Raw genomic sequence first — 16,680 nt, 5'->3', positions numbered from 1 at the left:
AGTTACGGCTTTTAATAAGAGGTAATTGAGTTACTTAGTTGTAAACTTACTCTGTTTCAGTATTTTGTTTGGTTACGACAGTAGCCTCTTTTGCTGAAACTTCGTTAGATGCTTTGCGGCGTTTACCAACATTTTTGCGATCACGAGTACGCACTTTAACTTTAGGGGCTTTTTTCTCTTCGTCTTTTTTGGCTTTGCGTTTAGCTAGCACTTTTTTAGACGGTTTAAACGAGGTCTTTTCAGCAGGCGCTTTTGTTTCAGGGCGTAGCTCTGCAACAACACGGTATTTAATGGGTTCTTGCACATAACGACCAATTTTACCCAGTAATGGATAGTCGTGAGCTTCTACCAATGAAATCGCAATACCTTTACGTCCTGCACGTGCAGTTCGACCTATGCGGTGCAAATAAACATCTGCTGTACGTGGTAAGTCAAAGTTAAATACGTGGGTGATATCGTCTAGGTCAAGTCCACGAGAAGCAACATCCGTTGCAACAAGTACATTCATCTGACCTGATTCTAAGCGTTTAATGGCATCAGTACGCTGTGTTTGTGCCATTTCACCTTCAAGGTAGCTTGATTTTATACCTTGCTTTTCTAATGCGGTGACCAGCTCTCTTACTCGCTCTCTTTTACGAACAAAAACGACGGATTTTTTGACATCTTCTTGTTTGAGTAAGTGTGCGAGTAATGCTGTTTTATGCTCAACATTATCGGCATGATAATAAAACTGTTGGATTTTTTTACGTTCACGACGAGATGGATCGGCGTTTAATTCAACAGGTTCATTCAGGATACGTTGTGCAAAATCAACAATAGCATTGCCTTCGAGGGTTGCTGAAAACAGTAGAGTCTGTTTACGCCAGCGTGTTTCTCCCGCGATAGTTTCGATATCGTTAGCAAAGCCCATATCTAACATACGGTCTGCTTCATCTAAAATGAGTATTTCAACAGCGCGGCAATCAAAGTTTTCTTCTTTGATGTATTGTAATAAGCGTCCTGTTGTTGCAACAACGATATCTTGGTTTTCGCTAAATACTTCAGCGTGATTCATATAAGCAACACCGCCAGTAATGGTTGCGATGTCTAAATGTGTGTGCGCACTTAATTCTTTTGCTTGATCAGCAACTTGCATTGCTAGTTCACGAGTTGGTGTCAAAATAAGAATGCGTGGCGGGCCTGATTTCTTACGAGGATAATCAAGCAAGTGTTGAATTGCTGGTAATAAGAATGCCGCAGTTTTACCTGTACCTGTTGGTGCAGAACCTAAAATATCACGGCCATCCATTGCTGCTGGAATGGCACTTGCCTGGATTACGGTAGGACGGTGATATCCTTTTTCTTCTAGTGCGGTCAATAAACTTTCATCAAGTTCAAGACTGGAAAATGTAGTGGCTGTCATTGTATACCTCTGTTTAGGGCGCGGATTTTGACATTATCCCCCGCTAAAAGCCAGAGGATTTACCGCTATCACATTATATAATAGAGATTGCTAATGGTATTCGATGTTTTTGGGCTTAATGTAAATAACCAGACACGTATACAAAAATATTAATGTTAAGATAGCGACAAGATAAAGCACTATCTTACCATATATCTCTTTTCCAATGACATGGAATGATAAGGATGGATAAAGAGAAAGCTATAAGAATAAACAGAGTAAATAAATGAATCATAAAAAAGTAAAAAAAGAAGGGTTACGTAAAGGTGGCTTTACCTTTAAACAATTTTTTGTTGCTCATGATAAATGTGCAATGAAAGTGGGTACTGATGGCGTTTTACTTGGAGCATGGGCACCTATCGAAGGAGTAAAAACAATACTGGATATTGGAACTGGTAGCGGGCTTATTACTTTGATGCTTGCTCAACGAGCGGTTCAAGTAGAGTTTATTGACGGTATTGAACTTGATGAACAAGCAGCTTTACAGGCAATGGAGAATGCGCAAGGATCATTGTGGGATCCTCTTATTCATATTCATCATTGTGATATTTATCATTATGCTCAGCAAACAGATAAAAGTTATGATTTAATAGTAAGTAATCCTCCTTATTTTGAGCCTGCTGTTGCGTGTCGTGATGATGTGCGAGAACAAGCACGTTATACCAAAACATTGACTCATGATGGATTGCTTGACAGCGCTCAAGCACTGATTACTGAAAATGGTGTTTTTTGTGTGGTCTTGCCTTATTTTATTGGCGAGCAATTTATTGAAATAGCACAAAAAAAAGAGTGGGTTTTAGTTAATCGAGTAAATGTTAAAGATAGTGCGGATAAACCTTATCATCGTATATTATTAGCATTTCAGCGACAAAACCGAGAAACAATAAACTGTAATATTGATGAGCTTATTATTCGTAATAGCGACGGTCATTACACAGATAAGTTTCGAACATGGGTAACAGATTTTTATTTATATTACTAAAGTATATTTATTATTACCTTGTTTAAGATTTTATATATTGTTGTAAATAAAAGTATATTTTTTAATTATATCATTGTGTTGTCGTGTTTTTATTGGCAAATTGCATTTTGGTTGGTGATTACAACAACGATTTTTTTGTGATTCATCTCTTATAATAATGATTGAATTGAACTTCATACTATTTTCATACTCCAAGTCCTGTAGCTCATAAAAACGAGAAGGAATAACGAGAGTAACATGACGGAGTCATCAATAAATAGTGCGAAGCTTGACTTCGGGAGAGTCCATCTCTAATGAGCGAGCAGTTAACGGACCAAATGTTGGTTGAACGGGTACAAAAAGGTGACCAAAATTCATTTAATTTATTGGTTATCCGCTATCAACACAAGGTAGCAAGCCTGATTTCCCGTTATGTACCTCAGGGTGATGTACCAGATGTTTCACAAGAAGCCTTTATTAAAGCTTATCGTGCTATCGGTTCTTTTCGTGGCGACAGTGCTTTTTATACATGGCTTTATCGTATTGCAGTAAATACGGCAAAAAATTATCTGGTTGCGCAAGGGCGACGTCCGCCTTCAAATGATTTAGATGCAAGTGATGTTGAAAACTTTGAAACATCAAATGCATTAAAAGAAATTTCGAACCCTGAGAACTTAATGTTGTCTGAAGAGTTACGGCGAGTAGTTTTTCACACCATAGAGTCATTACCTGAAGATTTAAGGGTTGCTATAACGCTTCGGGAACTTGACGGACTGAGCTATGAAGAGATAGCGGTCATTATGGATTGCCCAGTCGGAACAGTACGTTCACGTATTTTTAGGGCGAGAGAAGCTATTGATAATAAGGTTCAACCATTGATACAAGATTTATAATCATGGGTGAACCATCATTGACTGAAGGGTACTTTTACATGCAAAAAGAGAAACTTTCTGCATTTATGGATGGCGAAGTTCTTGATAAAGAACTTATTGGTTCGATAGCGCATGATGATTCAATGAAAGACACATGGCAACGTTACCATTTAGTTCGAGACACAATGCGAGGTGATGTTAGTGAAGTGATTCACTTTGATATCGCGAGTCGTGTTGCTTTAGCACTTGAAAATGAGCCAGTCCGCATAAGTCCTGAACAACCAAGAGAACAGCAACCTGCGCCATCACAATGGCGGCAGCACTCTTTCTTACAGACATTACGTCCTTGGGCAAGTCAGTTGACTCAAATTGGGGTTGCGGCTTGTGTATCATTGGCTGTTATTGTTGGTGTTCAGCAATATAACGGAAATAGTAGTTCTGACGATTTCCAAGTTGACTCACCTGTATTCAACACGCAACCTATCATGGGCAGTGGTGCGCCAGTAAGTTTAAATCTTCAAAATGATAACCTTGGCCGTGAGCAACAAACACGTTTACAAGAGCGTAATCAGCGTCTTGGTTTGATGTTGCAACAATATGAGTTAGACCGTCGTATTTATAATGCACCACAAAATGAAGCGACAGCAGAAATGCAGGGATCTGCTCAGCAACAGCTGCAAAAGTAACAGTGTGAAAAATCCTAACCTGTAGGAATAAAACAGTCGTAATGAAAATATCATGGTTATCTACCACATTGCTGGTGGGCAGCCTATCGATGTCAATACAAGCCTTGGCACAACCTCAAACAGGTAGTGTCGAGGCTTTGTTGCAAAAGATGGGTAATACAGCTCAGACCTCTACCTATGAATTATCTTTTATCAATATCAATTCTCAAGGTATTGTTCCCATTCGTTATCGTCATACATTGCTTGATGGAGAACCACTTGCACAGTTAATGCAAATGGATAGCACACGACGTGAAATTGTTCAGCGTGGTGATGAAATCAGCTATTTCGAACCGGGTTTAGATGCTTTTAGTTTAAGAAATGATCATATCGTCGATTATATCCCGTCAATAATTTATCAAGATTTCAATGAATTATCTGAATATTATAATTTCATTGACGGCGGTAGAACTCATATTGGAGATATTTCTAGTCGTGTTGTGCGAGTACTATCAAAAAATAATGATCGTTATGATTATGTTTTATTTATTGATGAAGTCAGGTATTTACCACTACGAGTTGATCTTTTAGATAAAAATAGTGACGTAATTGAGCAGTTTAGGGTAATTACTGCAAATCAAAATGATAAAGATATTGTCACTGCATTAAGTTCGTTACGAGCTGTGAATATGCCACCATTGCTTCTTGTACCTAAAGCAAAAGAGAACTCGTATAGCTGGTCTGTAACGGCGTTACCTGAAGGGTTTAAAGAAGTTAAACGTAGTAATCATCAAGTTTCTGAGACTGAATTTAGTGAGTCAATTTTATTTAGCGATGGATTATTTGATTTCTCTATTTATGTGAATAAAAGTGGGCACCAAGCAAATTCCCTCGAACGCGATAAATTATTAAGGTATGGTCGTAATACTATTTATACCTATGACAAAGAAGGGAAAGAGATAACCTTTATTGGTCAATTACCATTTTCTACGGCGCAAAATATAGCAAATAGCGTTGTTTTTACGAAAAAGTAACAGGTGTAAATTATGGTTAAAGAGTGGGCAACCGTCATACACTGGCATGAGGGGCGGGCTTTATTACGTTATGGTTCTTCTGCGGGATGCGGTAGTTGTCAGGCTCGTGCTGCTTGCGGCTCTTATTTACTTAATAAAATCGGTCCTGAAACTGTACATCAATTGGAGCTGCCCGTTGAGCAACCTTTAGTTGAAGGACAAAAAGTAGAAGTCGGTATTCCGGAAAATAATTTATTGCTTTCTGCGATGTTAGTTTACTTAACACCATTGCTTGGGTTATTTATTGTTGCAGGCATTTCGAGTCTTTGGTTTTCTAGCGAGTTTGCCATTTTTTGTAGTGGGCTTGTTGGTGGTGTAATGGGTTTTTTACTGGCCAAAAAAGTGGCAACGTTGTGGAGTAAAGACGAAGGTTTTGAGCCTATTATTCTACAAATAGGGCTTCCACCTAATGAGTTAAAAATCCAATATCAAGAATAATAACTATTTTCTATAAAATGGGGCTAGTGCCCCTTTTTAATTTGTTTTTTTGTTATTTATCTTCTATTTCTTATAAATCAATCATTTTTTATATCTGTAAAACATCAACAAAAAATTACAAATTAATGTAACTCTTAGCGTAAATGTTTGTGTTTGATGAACGTTTCTTTGAGTATAATGTCTCTAGTGTGTAGAATGCGTCATCAATCATAACTCATCTGCAATATAGAGTTTTCGCTTTGTGTTCATGAATGTATCCAAAGCTAGATTTATAGAGCAAGGCAACAGAGAAAAATAATTTCAGAATGAAAAACATACGTAACTTTTCCATTATCGCGCATATTGACCACGGTAAATCGACATTATCAGATCGAATTATTCAAATTTGTGGTGGCTTAACAGATCGTGAAATGGCTGCGCAGGTTCTTGATTCTATGGATCTTGAGCGTGAACGTGGTATCACTATTAAAGCGCAAAGTGTCACACTAAATTTTACAGCTGATGATGGTGAAGTTTATCAGCTTAACTTTATTGATACCCCAGGCCACGTTGACTTCTCTTATGAAGTTTCTCGTTCTCTTGCTGCTTGTGAAGGTGCTTTATTAGTTGTTGATGCGGGGCAAGGGGTTGAAGCTCAAACCTTAGCAAACTGTTATACCGCGATGGATATGGATTTAACAGTCGTACCCGTATTAAACAAAATTGACTTACCTGCTGCAGAGCCAGAACGTGTCGCTGAAGAAATTGAAGACATCGTTGGTATTGATGCAACAGATGCTGTGCGTTGTTCTGCCAAAACAGGTGTTGGTGTTAAAGAAGTTATTGAGCGTTTGGTCAAAGAGATCCCAGCACCAGAAGGTGACCCTGAAGCACCATTACAAGCACTGATTATTGACTCTTGGTTTGATAATTACCTTGGTGTTGTTTCACTTATCCGTGTTAAAAACGGTAAAGTTTCCAAGGGTGATAAAATTAAAGTAATGAGTACGGGACAAGTTTATAACATTGACCGCATTGGTATTTTTACACCAAAACAAGTAGATACTACGTCATTAAATTGTGGCGAAGTAGGCTGGGTTGTCTGTGGTATTAAAGATATTTTAGGGGCTCCGGTTGGTGATACCTTAACTTCGGCACAAAAATCGGCAGATAAACCACTACCGGGCTTTAAAAAGGTAAAACCTCAGGTTTATGCGGGATTGTTCCCAATTAGTTCTGACGACTATGAATCTTTCCGTGATGCATTAGGTAAATTAAGTCTTAACGATGCATCATTATTTTATGAGCCAGAAAGCTCTACCGCATTAGGATTTGGTTTCCGTTGTGGATTCTTAGGTCTTTTACATATGGAGATCATTCAAGAGCGTCTAGAACGCGAATATGATCTCGACCTGATTACAACCGCGCCAACAGTCGTTTATGAAGTTGAATTAACCAGTGGTGAAATTGTATTGGTAGATAGCCCATCTAAGCTGCCACCACTGAATAATATTGAAGAGATTAGAGAACCTATTGCTGAGTGTCATATGTTACTGCCGCAAGAATACTTAGGTAACGTTATTACCTTATGTATTGAAAAACGCGGTGTGCAAACAAATATGGTCTATCATGGTAATCAAGTTTCACTAACTTATGAAATACCGATGGCTGAAGTAGTGCTTGATTTCTTTGACCGCTTAAAGTCGACATCTCGTGGTTATGCTTCTTTAGACTACAACTTTATTCGTTTTCAAGGCTCAAACATGGTTCGTGTTGATGTCTTGATTAATGGTGACCGAGTCGATGCTTTAGCTCTTATCACCCATAGTGATAACGCGCCTTACCGTGGTCGTGACTTAGTGGAAAAAATGAAAGAATTTATTCCACGCCAACAGTTTGATATCGCTATTCAAGCTGCTATTGGTAACCATATTATTGCTCGTTCAACGGTTAAGCAGCTACGTAAAAACGTATTAGCTAAATGCTATGGTGGTGACGTTAGCCGTAAGAAAAAACTATTACAGAAACAGAAAGATGGTAAAAAACGCATGAAACAAATAGGTAACGTAGAGTTACCACAGGAAGCGTTCTTAGCCATTCTTCATGTTGGTAAAGATAAATAATTTAAGGAGAAAACATGGCTAACACGTTTGCCTTGATCCTAACACTGGCAACGCTAATTACGGGCATTCTTTGGGGAATTGAGCGCTTTAAGCTTAGACCTGCTCGTATGGCAAAATTAAAGCGCTTTCAAGAGATGGCGAAAGGCAGTGGGGATCAGCAAGAATTAGCAAAATCAATCAATAAGCCAAGTTGGATTGAGACTCTTGCATCTCTGTTCCCTGTATTGATTATTGTTTTGATTCTGCGTTCATTTGTGTATGAGCCGTTTCAGATACCTTCTCGTTCAATGATGCCAACCTTATTGGTTGGTGATTTCATCTTGGTTGAAAAATTTGCCTATGGGCTAAAAGATCCCATTACACAAACAACCTTAATAAATACAGGGAAGCCAAAACGTGGTGATATTGCTGTTTTCAAATATCCACGAGATCCTTCTACTGATTTTATTAAGCGTGTTATTGGTCTACCAGGTGATAAAATTGTTTATGACATGATGGCTAAAAAAGTACATATTTACCCTAATTGTGATAAAGCAATGTGTAACGATGAGATTTCAGTGACTTATGGAACTGCTTATCCGAGCGAGTGGACTCTGCTTTTACAAAATGTGCCGGGTGGTCAACGTATTAATGGTATGAAATCTATTCCAATTGAAGATCCTATTTCTACTGCGACGCAATTCCGCCAAGAAGAGCGAGTAGAAACAATTGGTAAAGTATCACACCGTATTATGACTATTCCTGGTGATATGACGATGCCTGAATTTATCCAACCGGGCTTGCCTGTAGGCACATGGATAGTACCAGATGGTCATTATTTTATGATGGGTGACAATCGAGATGGTAGTTCTGATAGCCGTTTCTGGGGATTTGTTCCTGAGCAAAATTTAGTTGGTAAGGCAACAACTATCTGGATGAGCTTTGAAAAACAAGAGAATGAATGGCCAACGGGTATTCGTTTTAGCCGTATTGGCGGCATAAAGTAATTATTAACAAAATAGCTACAGCATTCCGATTTATCTCAGTGTAGAATATGTCGCTTCTTTAAACATGATTGGCTCCTGTAATAAACAGGAGCCAGTGCAAACGCAACAGTTCTGTTATCCAACCCGATAATTTTTCCCGTTGATTTAAACAGATTTGTTGCGTGTGCTTCAAATTAAGTAATGGAAATTGATCGCACATGAATACTTTACTAGTAAACCAGTTACAAAAAAAACTGGGTTATACTTTTACGCAAAATGAATTATTACTACAGGCATTAACGCATCGTAGTGCTAGCAGTAAACATAATGAACGCTTAGAGTTTTTAGGTGATTCAATTCTAAGTTATGTTATTGCAAATGCGCTTTATCATCGTTTCCCTCGTGTTGATGAGGGTGATATGAGCCGCATGAGAGCAACCCTTGTTCGTGGAAATACACTTGCTGAGTTAGCTCGTGAATTTGAATTAGGTGAATGTTTACGCTTAGGTCCGGGTGAATTAAAAAGTGGTGGTTACCGCCGTGAATCTATTCTTGCTGATACTGTTGAAGCATTAATTGGTGCAATTTTCCTCGATAGTGATATTCAAAACATCGAAAATATCATTTTAAAATGGTATGAGAATCGCTTGGCTGAAATCAGCCCTGGCGATAAGCAAAAAGATCCTAAAACTCGTTTGCAGGAATATCTGCAAGGGCGTCATTTACCATTACCTGCTTATGTTGTGGTACAGGTTCGTGGTGAAGCCCATGATCAAGAGTTTACGATCCATTGTCAGATAAGCGGTATCGAGCAACCTGTAAAGGGGATGGGTACAAGCCGTCGTAAAGCTGAACAAGCCGCTGCTGAACAGGCATTAATACAACTGGAGCTTGAATGAGCGAAGAACAAACCTATTGCGGATTTATTGCGATAGTTGGTCGCCCAAATGTGGGAAAATCAACACTACTGAACCAATTACTGGGGCAGAAAGTTTCTATTACGTCACGTAAACCTCAAACTACGCGTCACCGTATCATGGGTATTGATACTGATGGTGCATATCAGGCTATTTACGTTGATACACCGGGATTGCACATTGAAGAAAAGCGTGCAATTAACCGTTTAATGAATCGTGCAGCAAGTAGTTCTATCGGTGATGTAGAACTCGTTATCTTTGTGGTTGAAGGAACTAACTGGACTGCAGACGATGAAATGGTCGTAAATAAGCTGAAATCATTACGTTGTCCTGTTTTATTGGCGATCAATAAAGTAGATAACGTGGTTGATAAAACCAAGCTACTGCCTCACATTGGCTTTTTAAGCCAACAAATGGATTTTCTTGATGTTGTTCCAATCAGTGCAGAAAAAGATATGAACGTTGATACTATTGCGAAAATAGTGCGTAAATGTCTTCCTGAAGCAACACATCATTTTCCTGAAGACTATATTACTGACCGTTCTCAACGCTTTATGGCGTCAGAAATTATTCGTGAAAAACTGATGCGTTTTTTAGGTGAAGAATTACCTTATTCTGTCACTGTTGAGATTGAACAATTTGTTACTAATGCTCGTGGTGGCTATGATATTCATGGATTAATTCTGGTTGAACGTGAAGGCCAGAAAAAAATGGTTATCGGTAATCAAGGCGTTAAAATCAAGAAAATCGGTACGGAAGCCCGTATGGATATGGAAAATTTATTTGAAAACAAAGTGCATTTAGAACTTTGGGTGAAAGTAAAAGCGGGTTGGGCTGATGATGAACGTGCGTTACGTAGCCTTGGCTATGTGGACGATTTAAAATAGGTAACTGAAGTGGATGGCTGGCAACGTGCATTTGTTATCCATGCTCGTCCTTACAGTGAAACGAGTCTATTACTGGATTTTTTCACTGAAAATGAAGGACGCGTTCGCATTTTGTCTAAAGGTGCACGCGGTAAACGCTCACCTTTAAAAGGCGCACTTCAACCTTTTACTCCTTTGCTCATTCGTTGGAGTGGGCGAGGAGAAGTAAAAACACTACGTGATGCAGAGCCAATCTCTTTAGCATTACCTCTTTCAGGCACTGTGCTTTACAGTGGCCTGTATCTTAATGAGTTACTCTCTCGCGTATTAGAAAATGGCACTGCTTATAGTGTCCTTTTTTTTGAATACCTTTCTTGTTTACAAATTCTTGCTGCAAGTGAAACCACTCCTGAAGCGGCATTAAGACGCTTTGAGCTGGCATTACTTGCGCAACTTGGTTATGGCTTAGATTTTCTGCATTGCGCAGGAAGTGGCGAGCCAGTTGCTGATACAATGACTTATCGTTATCGTGAAGAAAAAGGTTTTATTGCGAGTTTAGTCGTTGATCATAATAGTTTTACTGGATTTGAATTAAAATCCTTGGCAAGTCGCGAATTTCCCACTTTAGACACATTAAAAGCGGCTAAACGATTTACACGTATGGCATTAAAACCTTATTTAGGTGGAAAACCATTAAAGAGTAGAGAACTTTTTAGGCAATTTGCCATTAAAAGGGCACCGAAAAAAAAGGTGTTAATCGCGGATCAATAATATTGTCTTTTTCTTCTCTATAGAATGTGTAAACTATGGTAATGCAACGTTATTTTTCAGGAGAAGAGCATGTCTGATATTCTACTTGGCGTTAATATAGACCATATCGCCACCCTTCGTAATGCCCGTGGCACAACGTACCCCGATCCTGTTCAAGCCGCTTTTATCGCGGAACAAGCGGGTGCAGATGGTATCACTATTCACTTACGTGAAGACAGACGTCACATCACGGATCGTGACTTAATGTTGATAAGCCAAACTGTCCAAACAAGATTAAATCTGGAAATGGCAGTAACAGAAGAGATGATTGAGATTGCTTGCCAAACTCAACCTGATTTTTGCTGTTTAGTGCCTGAAAAACGCCAAGAAGTAACTACTGAAGGTGGTTTAGATGTTGCTGGCAATGAAGCTAAAATAGCTGATGCGATTAAACGTTTATCACTTGCTGGTATTAAAGTTTCTCTTTTTATCGATCCTGATCATGAGCAAATTAACGCAGCAGATCGTGTCGGCGCTCCTTTTATTGAAATTCATACGGGTGCTTATGCAGATGCTGAAGATGAAATGGAACAAGATAAAGAGTTTATGCGTATTCGTGACGCTGTGACTTATGCTGCATCTAAAGGCCTGAAAGTGAATGCTGGGCATGGTTTGCATTATCATAACGTACAGCGTATTGCTGCATTACCGGAGCTTTATGAATTGAATATTGGCCATGCCATTATTGGTAGGGCGGTATTTAGCGGATTAGCGCCGGCCGTTGAAGAAATGAAACGCTTAATGCGAGAAGCGCGTCGTTAATGGCTATTGTTGGTATTGGTATGGATATCGTTGAGATATCTCGTATCGAAGAAATAATAGGGCGTTCTGGTGAACGCCTTGCTCGGCGTATTCTCACTGAAAGTGAGTGGGAAATCTACCAATCACATAAGCAACCGATTCGCTTTCTTGCTAAACGTTTTGCAGTAAAAGAAGCCGCAGCAAAAGCATTGGGAACTGGAATTCGTTTAGGTTTAGCGTTTAATCATTTCGAAGTACGCAATGATGAACTAGGAAAACCTACATTACATTTTTTAGCGGTGGCTAAAGAGATGGCAGATAAAGCGGGGATAAATTCTATTCATGTCACACTGGCAGATGAACAACGTTATGCCTGTGCAACGGTTATTTTAGAAAAGTAACGCTTAGTAGTAACCATCAACTGTCACCATCAAATAATAACCATCTTAAATTTATCGCCCGTAATTTATCATTTTTATATATGACGGGTTAGATCTTGTCTGAGTGGTAAATTAAAACAAATTTTTCCCATAGCGCATCTTGAGTTTCAGTATGAGTTGGGTCAGTAATGATCGTATTGGTAATAGGACAAACCGACTGGCAAGTTGGCTTATCGTAATGGCCTACGCATTCAGTGCAAAGATCAGGATTAATTTCATATATCTCGTCACCCATTGAAATAGCATCATTAGGGCACTCTGGTTCGCACATATCACAGTTGATACATTTCTTCGTAATTAGTAGAGCCATATCAGTCACTTAGTATATAAATTATTAAATTTCAGTAACTTATATCTTGCACTTATATGTTACATGTAGAATTATTGCTAATACAAATTAGTTATTGTATTTATTTCTTTATCTTAAATTTCTGCATTGTTAGTGATTCTTATTTATCTATTTAATAGATGTATATTTTGCAGAGTAAAAAACCCCGCAAGAGTAACATTTATCCTGCTTGCCGTAAAATAGCAGATCAGCTGTAAAAAAATATTTTTTATTATGGGCATATTTTGTGGTAGTAAACACACATATCACTTTGTTATTGATGTTAAATAATGGCAATAACAATAAGGGGATATCTATGCCAACACTGTTTAATATGTGGACATTTGCGCTTTTGTCATTGGGGTTGGTATTAACACCAGGGCCTAATATGATTTACCTTATCTCTCGCTCAATATCACAAGGTAAAAAAGCGGGGTTTATTTCGCTAATTGGTGTCGCTGTTGGTTATGTATTTTATATGTTATTAGCGGCATTTGGTATTACTGCTATTTTTATGGCAGTGCCTTATGCATACGATACCTTAAAAATTTGTGGTGCTATTTATCTGATTTACATCGCTTGGCAATCAATTAAGCCCGGTGGACATTCTATTTTTCATCCCAAGAGGCTTCTGTCAGGTAATACCACAAAACTCTTTGTTATGGGATTTGTTACCAATTTGCTGAATCCCAAAATCGCACTTATGTATTTATCACTGCTGCCTCAATTTATTACCATTGGTAATGGTAGCGTTTTAAATCAATCATTAGTGTTAGGTAGTATTCAAATTATTATTAGTATTACAGTAAATGCTTTGATTGTTGTGGCTGGAGGATCTATTGCGAGCTTCTTTATTAAAAGGCCTCGCTGGGCACTTATACAACGTTGGTTTATGGCAACTATTTTAGGTGCATTGGCGATTAAATTAGCAACAGAATCTCGGGCGGGCTAAGGTTAAACGGTCATATTGTCATAATAAAGAAATCAATGTGATATCTTTAGTTATCAATAGAAAACAGGGTACAATACGCTGCTATACGATAATAAAGAGATATCCTTGTGAAAGAAATTAAAGATGATATTTATTGGATGAACAAAGCGATTGAGCAAGCCAAAAAAGCCCAAGAGATAGGTGAAATTCCGGTTGGTGCTGTATTAGTCGTTGATAATAAAATCATTGCTAAAGGATGGAATCGCTCGATTATTGATAACGACCCTACTGCACATGCCGAAATAATGGCATTGCGCAAAGGGGGAAAGCATTTGGAAAATTATCGTTTACTCGATGCAACACTCTACATTACGTTGGAACCTTGTGTGATGTGTGCGGGAGCAATTATACACAGTCGAGTAAAAAGAGTCGTTTATGGTGCGTCTGATTTAAAAACTGGAGCCGCGGGTTCATTTATTGATATTTTGCAGCATCCGGGAATGAACCATAAAGTTGAGATAACATCTGGCGTGTTAGCAGAACAATGCTCCCAACAATTAAGTCAATTTTTCAAGATGAGAAGAGCACAACAAAAGCAGTTGAAATCACAAAAAATGGCGTTACCAATTATTAATATAAAAAAAATAGCTCAACAAGGTAAGTAACCTGATTAAGGACTTATTATTGGTAATTTAAAGTATAAGTTGCTTGAGCTTGAAAAGGTCCCGTTAGTACTGTTTGGTTTTTAATCGCGCTAGATGATGCTTCAACATAGGTCATAAAATTAAATTGAATACGTTGATTATTAAGAAGTCGGGTGGCGCTCGGCTTTTTTAATTGAATAATATTACGATTAAAATCAGTAAATACGATACCAATACTTTTAGGATCTTCTGAACCCGTTCCAACAACCGCTAAATGATTTGGCATTGTCGGATGTTCTTTTCCATCGAGTGTAATCGTGACACTTTTATAAATATCTTGGCTGCAATTTTCTAAGCTAATACTAAAAGATATAGGTTCAGTTTTTTGAAAAGTATAAAGATCTTTAGATGATATCTGTTTGAAATCGATTACTTTATTTTCATCACCAGCAACAATAGTGCATCCATGTGCAACGACAACACCTTTAAATTCCATATCACCACCAATTAATTCCGTTCCCGCAAATACGGATGGTGATAACAGTAATAGAAATGATGATATTATTTTATTTACTGATATTTTTATTATTTTTTTCATTACATAAATTCCGCAACGAGTGTGGCATGAGCAGAAAACTCACCTTCAGTAATTTTACTGCCAGTTTTTGCTATTGGTGCCGCAGTAACTTCCCAATTACCTGTAAAGTTGTTTAATTTCCCTACAGAAAAATATTTATTAGGGGCAACAATAGTGCCAGATTTATCTCTTAAAACAATGCCTAAATTTGTTCTATCAACAGGGCCTGTGGTACCTAAATAATCAGAATTAAAACTGGCTACCCCAGAACTGCCAGTCTGAACTTTAAACATAATTCGACTGTTTGGATTGGTAAAACTGCCACCTTCACATTTTATTGGAATATTTCGCGTAATTTTGTAATTTTGACCATTTAAATACTCAGAAGTATTCCCTACGTTGCCAAAATCAAAAGTAATAGGTGAGCCATTATTAAATGTGCATTTATCTTCAGTAGTTAATATTCCTGAGCTAATAACCAATCTTGAAATAGGCTCTGGGCCATATTCTTGATATAAACCATTACCTACACGGGCATACATTTGTGCAACGGCTTGGCCCGTTAAAGAAACACCATTAATAATTGGTTTTTTTAAGCGAAAAACTAATACACCACTACTTCCAGAAGACATATTGGGTTTTGGTGATTCAGGAACTCGACATCCTTGTTGGCCATTTTTATTATTCGGTTTTTCAATAAAAGGAACCGTAGGTAAAGTATCTGGGCCCCAAATTGAAAATTTTATTTGTACATCAACATATTCGTTGAGTTCATAGTAATTACCAGTTGAAGGGCGAAGATCTGAATTCGCCATATAATAGGTTCGGGAATTAGCTACTAATGGATCTTTGGGACAATAAACAGTTGCCAAGTAACGATCAGGTAAAGAGAAATTAACGGTAGCTGTTTCACCTGGTTTATTACGTGGGAATGTGGTGTTATCTAAAGTAACTCTAAATACATTTGGCCCACCAACAGTTCGAACCTCGCCATGGATATAAGCAGATGCAATAAGAGGGGTACACAACAGCGCGCCAGTAAAAAATATTTTTAGCGTATTGAAATAAAAATTACAGTTATTTGATTTCATTTTATTCCTACTGGCGTCGAGTTAATTAATATTTAGGTTGTTGTTCTTTTGGCGCTACTTTGCAGCTGTCTTGTTGGCAGACAAATTTTAATTCAGGGTGCCCACCATAATCGTTCACATACATCATATAAAATTGATTCACGTTAGTGGTTTTAACCGGAATATCTAATGAAGATTTAGGTGCAACCATTAAACCTGGAAAGGTTGTTAATTTATCGCTATCTTCACCATTTAACTTATTCGATAATCCAATAATAGTGATGTAATAAGGTGTTGGATTTTCAGCAATAAATTTATTGCCTTGTTTTTTAAATATTAATTGGTCTTGCCAAACCATACCTGGTTTTTCAGGTGTAATGGCAGCAGGGCGATAAAAGAGCTTTATACGCGATTGCATCGCCATTTGTAATACGTTGGCTTGTTTTGGTGCTGGTGGAATTTCACGAACATTAAGATAAAACAACGATTCTCTATCCTGTGGTAACAGGCCAATTTCTGCCGTTTTGGTGATCCTAACGACACCTTTTTGGTCGCCATCAAGACGTTGTAAAGGAGGGAGTGCAACTAAAGGTGATGAAATTTTTTGTCCATTTTCATTTTCAACCCATGATTGAGCTAAAAAAGGAATATCTGGACTGGTATTTTTCAGGTTCACGCTAGCAGAGTTTTCATTACCAGTTAAAACGATGCGAGTCCTATCCAATGACACACCCGCTTGCGCGGTGCTGACTACACTTAACGCGAGTAATGATCCACAAAATAAAGTTTTCAGTATGTTGAATGAGTTCATACAATTATCTCTGTTATTCATTTTATTC

The 16,680-nt window shown here is 38.0% G+C and carries 19 protein-coding genes; 14 read left to right on the top strand and 5 right to left on the bottom strand.

The genetic code is table 11. The features are described from left to right. Positions 1-46: 46 nt before the first annotated feature. Positions 47-1,402 carry an ATP-dependent RNA helicase SrmB gene (gene srmB, locus PH4a_RS01700; RefSeq protein WP_064720619.1) on the bottom strand — a complete coding sequence of 452 codons (1,356 nt, stop codon included), beginning with the start codon at positions 1,400-1,402 and terminating at the stop codon, positions 47-49. A 265-nt stretch (positions 1,403-1,667) separates the two neighbouring features. On the opposite strand from srmB, the gene trmN reads away from it, so the two are divergent. The 12 genes from trmN (at position 1,668) to acpS (ending at position 12,252) form a co-directional block, all read left to right on the top strand. Further along, positions 1,668-2,423 (top strand): tRNA(1)(Val) (adenine(37)-N(6))-methyltransferase TrmN, encoded by a 756-nt coding sequence (gene trmN / locus PH4a_RS01695; protein WP_129037275.1) that lies wholly within the window; start codon positions 1,668-1,670, stop codon positions 2,421-2,423. 293 nt (positions 2,424-2,716) lie between these two features. Continuing rightward, positions 2,717-3,295 carry an RNA polymerase sigma factor RpoE gene (gene rpoE, locus PH4a_RS01690; protein ID WP_064720617.1) on the top strand — a complete coding sequence of 193 codons (579 nt, stop codon included), beginning with the start codon at positions 2,717-2,719 and terminating at the stop codon, positions 3,293-3,295. Positions 3,296-3,333: 38 nt separating this feature from the next. Then, on the top strand, positions 3,334-3,960 hold the full coding sequence (gene rseA, locus PH4a_RS01685) for an anti-sigma-E factor RseA (RefSeq protein WP_244212922.1): 627 nt from the start codon (positions 3,334-3,336) through the stop codon (positions 3,958-3,960). Positions 3,961-4,001: 41 nt separating this feature from the next. Next, the gene (rseB, locus tag PH4a_RS01680; protein WP_129037273.1) at positions 4,002-4,973 is read left to right on the top strand and encodes a sigma-E factor regulatory protein RseB; all 972 of its coding nucleotides are present in this window, start codon (positions 4,002-4,004) and stop codon (positions 4,971-4,973) included. Between the two features lie 12 nt (positions 4,974-4,985). Next, a complete protein-coding gene (gene rseC / locus PH4a_RS01675) occupies positions 4,986-5,450 on the top strand; it encodes a SoxR-reducing system protein RseC (RefSeq protein ID WP_129037271.1) in 465 nt (154 codons plus the stop codon). Between the two features lie 305 nt (positions 5,451-5,755). Next, the gene (gene lepA / locus PH4a_RS01670; protein ID WP_064720613.1) at positions 5,756-7,552 is read left to right on the top strand and encodes a translation elongation factor 4; all 1,797 of its coding nucleotides are present in this window, start codon (positions 5,756-5,758) and stop codon (positions 7,550-7,552) included. A gap of 14 nt (positions 7,553-7,566) precedes the next feature. Next, positions 7,567-8,538 (top strand): signal peptidase I, encoded by a 972-nt coding sequence (gene lepB, locus PH4a_RS01665; RefSeq protein ID WP_129037269.1) that lies wholly within the window; start codon positions 7,567-7,569, stop codon positions 8,536-8,538. A 197-nt stretch (positions 8,539-8,735) separates the two neighbouring features. After that, the gene (rnc, locus tag PH4a_RS01660) at positions 8,736-9,416 is read left to right on the top strand and encodes a ribonuclease III (protein WP_064720611.1); all 681 of its coding nucleotides are present in this window, start codon (positions 8,736-8,738) and stop codon (positions 9,414-9,416) included. Beyond that, on the top strand, positions 9,413-10,321 hold the full coding sequence (gene era / locus PH4a_RS01655; RefSeq protein WP_064720610.1) for a GTPase Era: 909 nt from the start codon (positions 9,413-9,415) through the stop codon (positions 10,319-10,321). Before rnc ends, era begins: the two co-directional genes overlap by 4 nt. 9 nt (positions 10,322-10,330) lie before the next feature. Next, positions 10,331-11,071, top strand: a complete 741-nt coding sequence (gene recO, locus PH4a_RS01650) for a DNA repair protein RecO (protein ID WP_129037267.1) — start codon at positions 10,331-10,333, stop codon at positions 11,069-11,071. Positions 11,072-11,140: 69 nt separating this feature from the next. Then, positions 11,141-11,872 (top strand): pyridoxine 5'-phosphate synthase, encoded by a 732-nt coding sequence (gene pdxJ, locus PH4a_RS01645; protein WP_129037265.1) that lies wholly within the window; start codon positions 11,141-11,143, stop codon positions 11,870-11,872. Then, on the top strand, positions 11,872-12,252 hold the full coding sequence (gene acpS / locus PH4a_RS01640; protein WP_129037263.1) for a holo-ACP synthase: 381 nt from the start codon (positions 11,872-11,874) through the stop codon (positions 12,250-12,252). The genes pdxJ and acpS overlap by 1 nt, the downstream gene beginning before the upstream one ends. Before the next feature lie 88 nt (positions 12,253-12,340). Here acpS and PH4a_RS01635 read toward each other — a convergent pair whose 3' ends face one another. Next, positions 12,341-12,601, bottom strand: a complete 261-nt coding sequence (locus tag PH4a_RS01635) for a YfhL family 4Fe-4S dicluster ferredoxin (protein WP_064720606.1) — start codon at positions 12,599-12,601, stop codon at positions 12,341-12,343. A gap of 334 nt (positions 12,602-12,935) precedes the next feature. On the opposite strand from PH4a_RS01635, the gene PH4a_RS01630 reads away from it, so the two are divergent. Together PH4a_RS01630 and tadA are read left to right on the top strand one after the other, a co-directional pair. After that, a complete protein-coding gene (locus PH4a_RS01630; RefSeq protein ID WP_129037262.1) occupies positions 12,936-13,571 on the top strand; it encodes a LysE family translocator in 636 nt (211 codons plus the stop codon). Positions 13,572-13,678: 107 nt separating this feature from the next. Beyond that, on the top strand, positions 13,679-14,215 hold the full coding sequence (tadA, locus tag PH4a_RS01625) for a tRNA adenosine(34) deaminase TadA (protein WP_129037260.1): 537 nt from the start codon (positions 13,679-13,681) through the stop codon (positions 14,213-14,215). A 16-nt stretch (positions 14,216-14,231) separates the two neighbouring features. Here the strand turns inward: tadA and PH4a_RS01620 are convergent, their stop codons facing one another. Genes PH4a_RS01620 through PH4a_RS01610 form a run of 3 tightly spaced genes read right to left on the bottom strand, consistent with a single transcriptional unit; the run spans position 14,232 to position 16,652 of the window. Continuing rightward, positions 14,232-14,792, bottom strand: coding sequence for a fimbrial protein (locus PH4a_RS01620; RefSeq protein ID WP_244212921.1), 561 nt, complete (start codon positions 14,790-14,792; stop codon positions 14,232-14,234). Beyond that, a complete protein-coding gene (locus tag PH4a_RS01615; RefSeq protein WP_129037258.1) occupies positions 14,792-15,862 on the bottom strand; it encodes a fimbrial protein in 1,071 nt (356 codons plus the stop codon). Before PH4a_RS01615 ends, PH4a_RS01620 begins: the two co-directional genes overlap by 1 nt. A 25-nt stretch (positions 15,863-15,887) precedes the next feature. Then, complete coding sequence (locus tag PH4a_RS01610) at positions 15,888-16,652, bottom strand: fimbrial biogenesis chaperone (RefSeq protein ID WP_129037256.1); 765 nt, start codon at positions 16,650-16,652, stop codon at positions 15,888-15,890. Positions 16,653-16,680: the final 28 nt, after the last annotated feature.

The organism is Proteus hauseri (assembly GCF_004116975.1).
Lineage (GTDB): Bacteria > Pseudomonadota > Gammaproteobacteria > Enterobacterales > Enterobacteriaceae > Proteus > Proteus hauseri.
This window is presented reverse-complemented; position numbering and strand designations above follow the sequence as displayed.